The following is a 13,148-nucleotide window of genomic DNA, read 5'->3' as shown; positions in this document are numbered from 1 at the left end:
TCAATAAAAAAACATCATCCATAATCCATTTAGTGTAGTTATTAAAATTAAACAAAAAATAAAGCCCATATCTAATTTTTAAAGCTAGAGTTATGTAACTATAAAAAGATAAGCACCGTATAATAACTAAAATCTTTAAACAAACCTAATGTAAAATCCAGAACAATAAAATAACTATAATTAAGGCTAAAAAACTGCAACCAACCATGTTCCATTTTATCCGTTTATTATAATTAGATTTTAGTGGATTACTACAAAATACGCATACTTGAGAAGTTTTTACATTTTCTTTTCCACAGCTATGACAAATGTTTGGAGTATCATGAGATTTCAATATTTTACCACAAAATACACATATTTTTGAACTATGGATATTTTCTTTTCCGCATTCGGGGCAAATATTTAATTTATCCTCTGATTTTTCTTGATTGTATCGTTTATGGAGTTTTTTAACGTATCTTAAAGATCCTCCACATGGACACCTGCCAAAATTATGGGGGGATTCTCCCGCCTGAAGTACATAATAGCCCTTGCACTTTTCACAAACAAGATAAGGCATCTAACCACCGTTTATGTTTTCCAAAATTCCATTAACTGGAATTTATCGTAGAAATTGTAAAATAGAAACTATTTTCACCACATAAACCATATCTATGCCTTAAATCTAATGCAACTAAAATAATTGATATATCTAGAAATCTTAAAGCCGATTTCTTCAAATTATCTCCTCCTTTATGCCACATAATTATTTTTTAGAAGATAATAATATTATTTACTACTATATCCAAATAGAAAGGATTATATTATTTATTATTAAATAATGATAATGTTCCAGTTTATTTTATTTATTTAATTCCAAAAGAATGATTATATACTTTTAATAAAACTGTATTTTATTTTTTATATTAAATAAAAGCATATTCAATATTTATAATAAGTATAATCATCCATAATCTTTTATAATAAAAATAAATGTTATACATTGGAGTTAATTCTAAAATTAAATGTATTAACCTGCTGAAAACAGTTTAAAACCCAATATGATTAATCCAGATCTAATTTCTTGGCCAGTACATTATTACCAGCATTCCACTAAGACATATAATACTCCCCAATATCAAAACAATCAGGAATTACCTTATCCACCTGCCATCCCCCAAGTATAGCCATAACTATGAAGACTCCGCCGTAAACAGCTTAAACCTTTCCAAAATTTGCTGGCTGGAGGGCAGCAACTATTCCATACAGCACCAGAATTATTCCACCTACAACCGAAACCCAGGAGCTTCCCCCATCACGCAGCCAGAGCCATATAAGATATCCTCCACTATTCCACAGAAGTCTGTAAGTACAAAACCCTCAAACGCGTAGCATACAGAACTTCGTTCTGTAGCCCGAAAAATTGTAAATTTTTCGACGGCATGCAAAATTCATAGAATTTTACGGTTGCAAAACGTAGTTTTGCAAACATGTGAAAATTTTCAATTTTGTGAGCACCGAAAATCAAGCATGAAAAAATCTTCGATTTTTTCTGCCCCAAAATTCGTAGAATTTTAGGAAATGCTTTGCATTTCCTAACCTTTTGGAAATCAAAGATTTCCAATACCCCAAACACAAAGCATTTGAGGGTCCCAAAAAATTCAGAGAATTTTTTGAGGTTGAAGAAAATCTCCTTGAGATTTTCTGAACACTCGAAAATTTTTATATAAATTTTCGGTGTTTGTGAAGCAAGCTTCACAACCGTAAAAACCGAATGTTTTTACATGCCCCGAAATTCTATGAATTTCGAGGGCCCAAAAATCTAGATTTTTGAGGATTTTGAGGGATTTTCGAGTGTATAAATGATTTAATAACTTCCATTTTCATTCTCCCTTTAAAATAAATGATTTTCAATGGCCATATACCAACTAAAAAACTTATAAAATCATTTTTTATTATATCATTTAAACTATCTTCGTTTTTAGGAGTTTTTAATTATTTATTTCAGGGTATGAAAATATATTAATAATATTCACTATAATAATATTATTGTATTGGAAATAAGCCACCTCATATTTCAAATGGCCCTATTTCCAGAAACACTTAAAAAATCTTTAATTATTAGGAGAGTTTTATAATGCCAGATTGGGAAAAATACCATAAAGGTAGCTGGGAAAATTACTGGAAAGATTACTGGAAAGAAAGTGCTGGAGCAGACTGGACAGAGCATGAACGAAAATACAAGGAAATGGGTAAAATCATGAACAAATTAGGGGAGACCCAATTTAAAACAGCAGAGCTTATAATGCAGCTTGCAAATAAAAAAGAAGGAGAAGAATACGAAAAAGAAATAGACAGTTTAGAAAATGCAATAAAAGATCTGAGGACTGTTATAGATAAAAAAAGCAGCGAATTAAAGTGAATTAATTTATTTCCATTATCTTTTTAATATTAAATTAAGTATAAATAGTTTTTTTAAATATTAACACTCTAATTTTATTGTAAATCCCAAACTGTGCCCATTTTTATCATGAAAAATATTATTCAAACTTGATATCATCAACACCAGGCACGCTTTCTCCACCAGACATATTCACTATTTTCACATTTTCATTTTCTGCAGCCCACTGTGTAAGTTTTTTAGCATAATTCAACTTCATCTGCTTAATTTCATCAGCTTTACCCTCTGCTTCAGGTAAATCCGGCCTAGAATATTTAGTTACGATATCCCCAAAGTCCATTCCTGCAAGAAGTATAAATCTTGCCCCAAGCTCAATTGCCAGGAATATACAACGGTCTCCATCTGTAAAACCGCCGAAATTGGATACATTTTCCAAAGGTACACTTTGAGTAGTCCCCAAAATTCGTTTTAACCCAGGAACATATTCTTTTATTTTATCAATATTATTTCCATGGGCATGGACAGCCAGAATTGCTCCTCGCTCGTTAGCTTCTATTATATCATCCATATTACCGTCTAAATCTGTAACTATAATATCTGGAACTATATTTTTCTCTAAAAGTGCAGTTGTTGCCCCATCTGCTGCAATTAATGTAAACTTATTTAAATTTAATTCTTCCAACTGATCCAGTTCGTCCAACTCTTCAATATTTCCTTTAAGGGATGGTCCAGCTCCAAAAATAATTACCATATCTTTTATATTAGTCTCAGCAATGCTCGAACTGTTATCTTCGTTTAAAAGGTTGTTTAACAGTTCCGCAGATTTTTCATCATCTTCACGGCTGAAACCAAATTCTTTTAGTATTTTGTCATACCATGAAAACCAAGCATCAAGATTCATGAAAGTGGATATATTATTTTTAATAAATAAATTGTTGGAATTAAATTCAAATTTAGAAAATAGGACTAATTGAAGTAAAATCATGAAAATTTATGGTCATAAAATAGTTTGACTATTTAAGAATCAGGGACTGAAGTAAAGGTATATTAACTGTTTAATCGATAAACTTATGTGTATCTCAAAAAGAGAATCAAGTTTAATATAGTTTTTAAAATTGGAGGTTTTTTAAAATGGAGGAAACATTGCTAATGATACCCGGACCTACCAAAGTAGCTCCGCGAGTACTAAAAGCCATGTCAGATGCAGTGATGAACCACAGAAGTGCTCAATTCGCTGATATTTTAACTGAAGTCAATGAAATGATGTCAGAAGTATTCCAGACTGAAAATCCATCTTACACTATAACCGGTTCTGGAACAGCTGCAATGGAAGCAGCAGTTGGAAATATCCTGAATAAAGGGGATAAAATTTTAAATATTGTTGGCGGGAAATTCGGAGAAAGATTTGCGCAGATAGCTGAAGCTAATGGGGGCAACTCAGTTAAGCTTGATGTGGAATGGGGGAAAGCAGTAAATCCCGAAGATGTCAAAAATATTTTAGAAGAAGACGATGAAATTAAGGCTGTGACATTAGTTCACAACGAAACTTCAACAGGGGTCGCAAGCCCAATAGAAGAAGTAGGTAAAATTGTTAAAGATTATAACGCTTTATATGTTGTAGATACTGTTTCATCCCTTGGTGGGGACGACGTAGCTGTAGACGATTATAACATTGATATTTGTGTAACTGGTTCACAGAAATGTCTTGCCGCACCACCAGGAATGGCAGCAATCACAGTAAGTGATGATGCATGGGATGTAATCAATAAAGTAGACTCCAATTCATATTACTTGGACGTAAGGAAATACAAAAAATACGCAGAACATACACCATCCGAAACTCCATACACACCTTCCGTATCTTTAATGTACGCAATGCGTGAAGCATTAAACATGGTAATGGAAGAAGGTCTCGAAGCTAGAATAGAAAGACACAAATTAGCTGCATCAGCCACAAGAAATGCTGTTAAAGCTATGGGTCTTGAACTATTTGCTGACGAAGATGTTTCATCCACAACTGTAACTGCTGTAAAAATGCCTGAAGGCGTAACTGATAAAGATATGAGGGGCACAATGAGAGATAAATATGGAATTGTGCTTGCCGGTGGTCAAGACCACTTAAAAGGCAATGTTTTCAGAATAGGCCATATGGGTAATGTCAACTACAGAGATCTTGTTGTTACAATGGCTGCTCTCGAAATGACTTTAAAAGGTCTTGGAATGGACATTTGTCTCGGAAATGGAGTAGCAGCAGTAGAAGAGGCTTATCTTATAGGATAATTCTCTTTCTTTTTACTATTTTTTCGAACTGTTTTTTTATCTTTAAAATTAAAAAATAAAATAATAAATAAATATTTTTTTTATCACCAATCAAACCAGCTTGCAATGGCATGTGCAACAAAACAGGCTGCCGCAGCTACTCCGCAAAGTACAGCCCCTACAACACATATGGTTTTAGTTATTCCTTCAGGAGCTACAGCAATACCAACTGCAAAACACCCAGCTATAGCTGCCAAAGCGTAGCCCACATTTTCTATAGTATTTAAAGTGTGAGTTTTAGCAGGACTATCCTGAGTAGCATTATCAGTTTGATTCAAAGATGTTTCATTTGCATAAGTTGTATTATTTAAAGCTGTTCCATTGACATTAGTTTCATTTTCAAAAGTCCCATTACCTGTTTCATTAAAAACTGTTTTATTTTCATCAATTGAATTGTTTAAAACCGTTTCATTTTCATTACCAATTGTTTGATTAAAATCTGTTTCATTTATAACCGTTTTATTACCCGTTTGATTTAAAATTGTTTCATTTATACCAGTTGAACTATGCATTTCTAGTTTATTTAAACATTTATTGTGATCCTGATTAACTACAGCACTTTTTTTAACCATATTTTGAGCAATTGCACATGAATTCAATGTATCAGGAGAGTTAAACTGGTTCAAGGATCCTATTTCAACTGCACCTGCAGGTTCAACGCCTAATATGCCTAAAACTAACATAACGGCTAAAAATCTTCTATATTCCATAGTTTACCTCCTTAAATTTCAATTTATTTACAGTACCCGTTTTAATGTAAACGTTATGCTATTTAACCGTTTCTATGAATGAACAAACAGATGAACATATAAAAATAAGAAGTAGAAAAATTAATTCAAAAATAAATCCTGTAAAAATATATAAATTATCTTAAATTTTAAAACAGCATTAAAAAATTAAAGAAAATATTTATTTAAAAAATAAATGGTAGTTAAACTTCATTTAGACCAGTTTAAACCATAAACAGTGATAATAACCTGGGCAAGAGGGAAAATTGTCCAGCTGGCGTTTATTTTAAGCCAAGCTGTAGAGCTTCTAATTTTAGAGGTGTTGATTTCATCTTTCTTTAATTCTTCTCTTATTATACTAACTTTTTCTATGACTTTATCTTTATTATCTAAATTTAAAGATTCTATCGTGTTATATATTTGATTAAAAGTATTTTTTATCCTGAGATCACTTGAAGTTGTAATTTCATCACTATTTTCTGCAACTGTAAAATTAGACATGCCTGAATTTTCTATTAAGTTTATTCCTTTACCAGTTATTTTAACTGAGCTAAATTCTACTCCTAGACCTGGAGATATATCTACATACTTTTCATCACGTAACTGAAATGCATTTTCCTCAAGTAATTTATCATCTATTTTTAATTTATCCAGCAAATAATTGCGAGCAAGATAATATCCCGGATTTTGATCGTTAAATTCATTTAATAGATCCAGTATTTGTTTCTGTATTTGGTTCATAAGTTCACGCCCTAGTTTATAAAATTAGCAATAGTTTTTAGTAACGCTCCTGTCCATGATCATGTGCACACTTCATGCTATTATAATATCAATTAATCATATGAAATTATATTTGGAAGTGTAATTAACCATATACCTCATAAAAATTTAAAGTAACATCGGCACAACCAGTTAGACATGAGCATTTGTAAAATTGATTTATAAAGTTAATATCTGTAATGTAGCATTAAAATTATTCTTCCTCTTCAGGCCATACATCCTGAACATTGACATATTCCAGGCTTGAATATGGTATCATCACATGTCCCTGGTTAAATTCTATTAAAACATATGTCTTTTCATATATTACGTCTGTAACATCTGCAAAATGCTTTTTGTTCTGCTTATTTTTAAAATATACATCAACAGTTGCCATTATTTCAACCCATATTATATTATATCCATTTTAAATTATAAAATTATCAGTACCAATAAAAAAATAGGTTATTTTTCATTATTTCACATAAAATAAATAAAATAAGCATATTTTAAAAAATAAAGTTAAATCATATATGAAATCAGATTTTTAAGTAATTAAAAACACGAATTAGTAACCCTTCTTTAATATAATATGGCAACATATTAATAATCTAAACTTCAAAAATAACTGTAGACTGGTAATCACCGATTATAAATGTAATTCCAGTCTAAAATCCCTATTAAACTATAAATGTAAACTTAACCTAAAAATAAATCCAAATCAAACATGGAATTATATTTCCAAGTAATCTTAAAGACCATAAATTAACAACCTATTTTAATACTACATAACAACATATTAATAATCTAAACTTCAAAAATAACTGTAGACTGGTAATTAATGATTATAAATGTAATTCCAGTCTACAATCCCATTAAATTATAATTAAATGATAAAAGGTGAAAATTATGCCCTGCGGGACGATTGATGAAGTAGAACCATTTTTAAAGGGTCTCCTGTATCCTGCAACTAAACAGGATATAATGGAACAAGCTAAGAAAAATAATGCAGATTATGTGGTTTTAGAAACATTAGATAGTATGGACGAAAAAACATATTATGATCGTAAAGGTTTAGTGGGAGTACTTAGGAAAACAATCGCAAAAAGCTGAGAAACAATCATTCCACATTATAAAGCACCGTTAAATAGTCCATAAACATATTTTTTTTATATTTTAAATAAGAGTTGCTAATTTTAAACACAATTTTTAAACGCTTTTAATCACTCCAAGCCATCTTCTATTTTAGATCAGTTACCACAATATTTATTTATATTAATAACAGACTCATAAAAGTAGAATATTAATGGTGAAATTATGGGTTATCTTGTCTGTAAAGATTGTGGAGATTATTACGAGCTTCAACCAGGAGAAACTGCCAACGATTACGATCGGTGCCAGTGCGGGGGAAAACTTATATATAGAAAATATTTAAACAGCGGTATTGATGACTTTAATGTTTCATCTAAAAAAAGCTCTAAAAGTAAACTACATAGTTCAAAAATGATTAAGCCTTTAGGGTTAGGTATATTGTTTATCTTCGGCTTACTAATTAAATTCCATGCCTTTAATTACATAATATATTATTTTGCACGTTCTAATTCTAACTTTTTATTTTCATCTCCAGTTTATATGGTTCTTTTAATAGTATTAGGGTTTCTTTTAAGTTATCTGGGAAGATACGTCCGGTGATAATCACCTAAAATAAAATAGTTACTGTAAAAACTTACAGCCTATTTATGTTTACTAACATCCTTAAGAATAGCAAGTATTGTCTTTAAAATAATAGGACCATCCATACGTGTCTGGCGTAAAATATAACCTGGCCTGAGATAAAATTCCCTGAAAGCCTTTCTTTGCATTTTTCTAAGCTCTTCAAGAGAACAGTCCACAGTTTCAAGGACAGGTGTCATTAAGGAATATTTAGACCAATCATTTATCTTAATTAAGTTCTCTTCCTTTGCTTTCATGTAAAATCGAGTGCCTGGATACGGTGTTGCCAGTGAAAAAATAGCATAAGACGGGTTTAAGTTTTTAACGAAATTTATCGTATTTCTAATGCTTTGTTTAGTATCACCTGGCATTCCAAGCACTGCAGATGCTATGGTCCTGACATCAAGTTCCCTTGTAAGTTCAAATGTCCTTTTAATTTTTTCGATGGTTGTTTGCTTATTTAAATTATCTAACTGCTGCTGATCTGCAGATTCAACACCTACAAAAAGAGTTATGCACCCTGCATCCTTCATTTTTTCCAGAATACCCCTTGACAGAGTATCTACCCTGGCTGTACATCCCCAATATACATCTAAACCTCTTTTTTTCATGCCAGTGCATATCTCTTCAACACGCCTCTTGTTTACGGTGAATGTATCGTCCATAAAAGCTATCATATCCGCATCATGGTCGTTGATCAGGTGTTCCATCTCATCGACAATATTTTCAGCAGACCTTAATCTCAACTTATGGCCGTGCATAGCTGCTGATGAACAAAATGAACATTGAAATGGGCATCCCCTCCCTGAAATAAGTGTGCCTACAGGTAATTTCGAATTTAAAATTTTATACTTGTCCATAGGAAGAAGGTGCCTGGCAGGAAATGGAAGTTCATCCAGGTTTTGAATAATTGGCCGCGGAGGTGTCTTAAAATCTTTAGTAGCTATTCCTTTAACTTTTCTTAAATCACCGCCGCTTTCAATAGTCTCTGCAAGCTCAAGCATGGTATATTCACCTTCACCACAAACTACAATATCTACAAAATCATTCTTTAAAACTTCATTATATGTAAAAGTAGGATGATATCCTCCCAAAACAATATATGCATCAGGACATACTTTTTTCCCAATTTTAGCAGTCCTGAGAGCCTGATTGATTGCAGGTGTCACTGCAGTAACGGCTATAATATCTGGTGAATACTTAGGAATTTCTTTTTCAAGTTCTTCCCAGCTCATTTCAAGGGCAGAACCATCTATGATCTTAACATCAACACCATTTTCTTCAAGAACAGCTGCTATATATGCTATTCCAAGTGTAGGGGCAACAAGACCTATAAATTTATATTTTGAAGCAGTATCTGGCGGATTTATTAATAAAACTTTCATTGTATCACCATTCGCCTTTTGTGTAAAATCTTATAAATTTAAATCAATTCATTTAATATCGCATCATTCTAAATAATATTATTGTTTTAAGTAAATCAGTTAGTCATTTTACATAATAACTTAATAAAACATTTTTTTCTACTTCTTACGTGAAGTCATTCTTTTACAACTATTCAAATAATACCAATAATTATGTTACACTTCAATAATTAAATTAACGATATATAAAATCGCTTCAGAAGATAATTTGAATAATCTACCCTTTTGAATATTACAAGTAATATAAAATAATTAATTAATAAGTTAAGGTTTTACTTTAGGTAAAATTATGCCTTCTTCCGTATCTACCATGATATCAATTAAATAGGGTTCATTTAAATCTAAAGCATTTTTAACTGCATCAAATATTTCACCAGGAGCATTTACACGTTTTGATTTGATTCTGTATGCATCTGCAATTTCACAGAAATCAGGATTTTCAAGTTTAACTTCATATCTTTCCCTGTAATGCATTTCCTGCCACTGTTTTATAATTCCAAGGCAGCAGTTGTTTATGATACAAATTAAAATAGGAAGATTCTCCTGAGCAATTACTGCAAGTTCCTGTAATGTCATCTGGAACCCGCCATCGCCAACCACCAGAACTACCCTTTCAGCAGGGTCTGCAAGTGACGCACCAATTGCTGCGGGCAGTCCATAGCCCATAGGTCCAAAACCTCCTGAAAAAAGCAATGACGAAGGTCTCGTTACTTTCTTAAGTAAAGTAACCCACGTGGTATGTGTTCCTGCATCACTTATTGTTGTTGAATCATCTGAAGCATCAAGTATCTCTTTTACAGCTCTTTGAGGTTTAATTGGAATATCATTATAATCAGTTTTAATTTCATAGGTTCTTTTATGATTATCTAATTCCTGAAGCCATTTGCCAGTGTTTTTAACAGTTATATCTCCCATTTTATCTAAAAACTGGCCAGCATTTCCCTGAATCTTAACATTTCCTTCTAAAACTTCGCTGTCAAGATTTACATGAATTATTTCAGGGTCTCCAATTCCGAGTACAGTCCTTTCTGAGAATCTACAGCCAAGTGCTATCAGCAGATCACAGTTTTTACCAGCAAAATTTGCAGCGGTTGTGCCTCTAAGTCCGATCATTCCAAGACAAAGCGGGTGATCTTCAGGCAAAACACCCCTAGCAGAATACGTTGTCGCAACTGGAATGTTATATTTTAGAGAAAAATCCTGCAGTTTGCTTACGGCATGTGCCCATATTATCCCAGTTCCAGCAAGAATAAGTGGTCTTTCAGACATTTCCATCAATTTAATTGTATCATTAATATCATCTAATGAAATATCTTTATCTTCAACATGTTCAACTGTGGGTGCGGATGTATCAACATAAGCATTTAAAACATCTTTTGGAAAGTTTAAATGAATCGGTCCAGTTTTCCCATGCTTTACCATTTCAATTGCTTTTTTTAATTTCAAAGTACCATCATCTGGGTCTTCAATATGGAATGTTTCCAGCGTAATTGGCCTGAAAATAGATTCAATATCAATATCCTGGAATACATTCGTTCCTTTAAGATCAGTGTCTACATCCCCTGTGATTACAATCAGTGGTATCGAATCTTTAAAAGCAGTTGCAACACCCATTACTAAATTTAAAGCTCCAGGACCTGCGGTTGAAACACATACCCCGAACTCACCAGATACTCTTGCATAACCGTCTGCAGCATGCACGGCTCCCTGTTCATGGCGCATTAGAACATGTTTAATCTTGGAACTCCGCAGTGCATCGTAAAAAGGCAAAATCTGCTCCCCCGGATGCCCAAAAATAAATTTAACACCGTTTGATTCTAAAATTTTAATCAGTGCATCTGCACATCTCATTTTATCTTTCCTTAGATTCATCATGAATAAATATGGTTTTTATATCTATTATAGTTGCTGTTAGCGTTATTATTCCCATTAAATTCTTTTCCAGCCACTATATTACCCCCATTACTGCAAACATTTTTATCTTGACCATTTTCATGTTTAAACAAAATAATTGTACAATTTTACTAAATTCAAAATTTAAGATTATTTAATTTATATTCTACTTTAAAACAAGCCTCCAAAATATTCCTGTGTTAAAGTCCACTATACGTTTGAAACTGCATATTATAATATTAATTTTCATTCCGATTAACTAAATTAATTATTTAATTAATTAAATTTATATATTCTAATTATGAATATCCTTAAATTATAGCCGGTTTATTTATAATTACAAACCCCTAAAAATAAATTTTATGTTAATATAAGGTGCTTATTAATGTCTGAAATTCCAAAAAAATACATACAATTTGATTTTTCAAAAATTAAAACTTATTTAAGAGCTAATGAAGAGCATAACATATTGTATCTCCATGCATTAATTGCAGTAATAGGAAGTTTAAGCGCTTTGCTCATTTTAGAAGGGGGAAAAGAATCATTACCTTCCACCATACACTACTTACTTGTACTTATAGAAAAAACATGTGTAATTATCGTAATTGCTTATATTGTTTCACGTATTAAATATTTCCAGGAGATACTGGCAGGTAAATTCACCATTAAAAATCAAGCTGTAGTTATTTTATTATTTGGAATAATTTCCATTTTTGGTTCATATTCAGGGATAGATGTCTTTGGTGCCATTGCAAATGTTAGAGATCTTGGCCCAATGATAGCGGGCTTAATTGGCGGGCCAATAGTAGGTTTAGGAACTGGACTTATTGGCGGGCTTTACAGATACTTCTTTTTAGGAGGCCCAACCACAGTACCCTGTTCAATAGCTACAATTCTTGCAGGATTATTTGCAGGAATTATATTTATAGCAAACGGGCGTAAATTCATCGGAATTTTTGGTGCAGTGATCTTTGCAGTTTTAATGGAACTGTTTCATATGTTACTGGTTATTCTCCTTATACATCCCTATTCACAGGCACTGGCAATTGTTGGAGAAGTCAGCGTCCCCATGATCTTCGCAAATGCCATGGGAATACTTGTTTTTTCGTTTATAATATCAAACCTGCTGAGAGAACAGAAAACTACAGAAGAACGCAACCTGTATTTTGACGAACTGGAGCGGAAAAAGAATGAGCTAAAAGTAGCACAAAAGATTCAGCAGACATTTATACCAGATACAATTCCGTTATTAAATGATTATGACATCTCTGCTTTTAATATACCTGCAAAAGAAGTTGGAGGCGATTTCTACGATTTTATTCCAGTTACAGATGATAAACTTGGTATTGCAATTGCCAATGTTTCTGAAAAAGGTGTCCCTGCAGCCCTGTTAATGGCCCTCTCCAAAACTATTGTCCAGACAAAAGCCAGGGAAACTCAGCATGTTTCTGATGTAATGGAGTACTTAAATAAACTGGTAATGATTGAAGCTGACTCGGGAATTGATTTAGCACTATTTTATGCAGTATTAGATACAAAAAGTAAAACTCTGCGTTATATCAATGCAGGTAATGATTCGCCCTTACTATTTATAAAAAATAGTGAAAGTATTGTAAAACTTGTACATGAAAAATTTCATTTAGGTAAAATAATAAACAGGAAATTTGAAGAGAAAACAATAGATTTAAATTCAGAAGATATCCTTATTTTCTACACAGATGGTGTCATTAATGCTTTAAATGAAGAAAAGGAACCTTTTGGAATTGAAAGACTTAAAAGTATCCTTAGAGAAAACTACAGCTTATCATCAGAAGACATGATCCTGAAAATAAAACAGGAAATTTCATTCTTCAGTAAAGGTAAGTTTCAAATCGACGATATGACTCTAGTTGTCCTGAAAGTTAAATAAATCAACTTTTGATAAATTCTGGA

The 13,148-nt window shown here is 32.2% G+C and carries 14 protein-coding genes and 1 pseudogene; 5 read left to right on the top strand and 10 right to left on the bottom strand.

Features of this window, described 5'->3' with window-relative positions:
* Positions 1 to 145: 145 nt before the first annotated feature.
* The 4 genes and pseudogenes from ASJ80_RS00490 to ASJ80_RS16725 all read right to left on the bottom strand — a co-directional run bounded on the left by ASJ80_RS00490 (position 146) and on the right by ASJ80_RS16725 (position 1,427).
* Positions 146 to 559 carry a zinc ribbon domain-containing protein gene (locus ASJ80_RS00490; RefSeq protein ID WP_069583354.1) on the bottom strand — a complete coding sequence of 138 codons (414 nt, stop codon included), beginning with the start codon at positions 557 to 559 and terminating at the stop codon, positions 146 to 148.
* Positions 560 to 590: 31 nt separating this feature from the next.
* A complete protein-coding gene (locus ASJ80_RS17580) occupies positions 591 to 719 on the bottom strand; it encodes a hypothetical protein (RefSeq protein ID WP_255360679.1) in 129 nt (42 codons plus the stop codon).
* Between the two features lie 373 nt (positions 720 to 1,092).
* Positions 1,093 to 1,302: pseudogene (locus ASJ80_RS16575) on the bottom strand (hypothetical protein).
* Positions 1,266 to 1,427: a hypothetical protein gene (locus ASJ80_RS16725; protein WP_176720221.1), complete on the bottom strand. Its 162-nt coding sequence runs from the start codon at positions 1,425 to 1,427 to the stop codon at positions 1,266 to 1,268. The pseudogene ASJ80_RS16575 and the gene ASJ80_RS16725 overlap by 37 nt, the downstream one beginning before the upstream one ends.
* Before the next feature lie 689 nt (positions 1,428 to 2,116).
* Between ASJ80_RS16725 and ASJ80_RS00470 the strand changes: the two genes are divergently transcribed.
* Positions 2,117 to 2,401, top strand: a complete 285-nt coding sequence (locus ASJ80_RS00470; RefSeq protein ID WP_069584372.1) for a hypothetical protein — start codon at positions 2,117 to 2,119, stop codon at positions 2,399 to 2,401.
* Between the two features lie 118 nt (positions 2,402 to 2,519).
* Here the strand turns inward: ASJ80_RS00470 and ASJ80_RS00465 are convergent, their stop codons facing one another.
* Positions 2,520 to 3,281 (bottom strand): 6-hydroxymethylpterin diphosphokinase MptE-like protein, encoded by a 762-nt coding sequence (locus ASJ80_RS00465; RefSeq protein WP_069584408.1) that lies wholly within the window; start codon positions 3,279 to 3,281, stop codon positions 2,520 to 2,522.
* A gap of 230 nt (positions 3,282 to 3,511) precedes the next feature.
* Between ASJ80_RS00465 and ASJ80_RS00460 the strand changes: the two genes are divergently transcribed.
* The gene (locus ASJ80_RS00460) at positions 3,512 to 4,660 is read left to right on the top strand and encodes a pyridoxal-phosphate-dependent aminotransferase family protein (protein ID WP_069584373.1); all 1,149 of its coding nucleotides are present in this window, start codon (positions 3,512 to 3,514) and stop codon (positions 4,658 to 4,660) included.
* A gap of 83 nt (positions 4,661 to 4,743) precedes the next feature.
* Here ASJ80_RS00460 and ASJ80_RS00455 read toward each other — a convergent pair whose 3' ends face one another.
* The 3 genes from ASJ80_RS00455 to ASJ80_RS00445 all read right to left on the bottom strand — a co-directional run bounded on the left by ASJ80_RS00455 (position 4,744) and on the right by ASJ80_RS00445 (position 6,583).
* A complete protein-coding gene (locus ASJ80_RS00455; protein WP_069584374.1) occupies positions 4,744 to 5,409 on the bottom strand; it encodes a hypothetical protein in 666 nt (221 codons plus the stop codon).
* Between the two features lie 228 nt (positions 5,410 to 5,637).
* Positions 5,638 to 6,168, bottom strand: a complete 531-nt coding sequence (locus tag ASJ80_RS00450) for a hypothetical protein (protein WP_069584375.1) — start codon at positions 6,166 to 6,168, stop codon at positions 5,638 to 5,640.
* 232 nt (positions 6,169 to 6,400) lie between these two features.
* A complete protein-coding gene (locus tag ASJ80_RS00445) occupies positions 6,401 to 6,583 on the bottom strand; it encodes a hypothetical protein (RefSeq protein WP_069584376.1) in 183 nt (60 codons plus the stop codon).
* A 512-nt stretch (positions 6,584 to 7,095) separates the two neighbouring features.
* Here ASJ80_RS00445 and ASJ80_RS00440 point away from each other — a divergent pair.
* Complete coding sequence (locus ASJ80_RS00440) at positions 7,096 to 7,299, top strand: DUF2795 domain-containing protein (protein WP_069584377.1); 204 nt, start codon at positions 7,096 to 7,098, stop codon at positions 7,297 to 7,299.
* Between the two features lie 204 nt (positions 7,300 to 7,503).
* Complete coding sequence (locus tag ASJ80_RS00435; protein WP_069584378.1) at positions 7,504 to 7,878, top strand: hypothetical protein; 375 nt, start codon at positions 7,504 to 7,506, stop codon at positions 7,876 to 7,878.
* Positions 7,879 to 7,919: 41 nt separating this feature from the next.
* On the opposite strand, the gene ASJ80_RS00430 is transcribed toward ASJ80_RS00435, so the two are convergent.
* Both ASJ80_RS00430 and ASJ80_RS00425 read right to left on the bottom strand, forming a co-directional pair.
* Entirely contained in the window at positions 7,920 to 9,284 is a 1,365-nt protein-coding gene (locus ASJ80_RS00430) for a B12-binding domain-containing radical SAM protein (RefSeq protein WP_069584379.1), read from the bottom strand.
* A gap of 303 nt (positions 9,285 to 9,587) precedes the next feature.
* Complete coding sequence (locus tag ASJ80_RS00425) at positions 9,588 to 11,174, bottom strand: thiamine pyrophosphate-binding protein (RefSeq protein WP_245837412.1); 1,587 nt, start codon at positions 11,172 to 11,174, stop codon at positions 9,588 to 9,590.
* A gap of 427 nt (positions 11,175 to 11,601) precedes the next feature.
* Here ASJ80_RS00425 and ASJ80_RS00420 point away from each other — a divergent pair, with 427 nt between their 5' ends.
* Positions 11,602 to 13,125, top strand: coding sequence for a PP2C family protein-serine/threonine phosphatase (locus ASJ80_RS00420; RefSeq protein WP_083241003.1), 1,524 nt, complete (start codon positions 11,602 to 11,604; stop codon positions 13,123 to 13,125).
* Positions 13,126 to 13,148: the final 23 nt, after the last annotated feature.

The organism is Methanobacterium bryantii, assembly GCF_002287175.1.
Classification (GTDB): Archaea; Methanobacteriota; Methanobacteria; order Methanobacteriales; family Methanobacteriaceae; genus Methanobacterium_D; species Methanobacterium_D bryantii.
The sequence above is the reverse complement of the archived record's forward strand: the minus strand, read 5'-3'. Positions and strand labels throughout refer to the sequence as shown.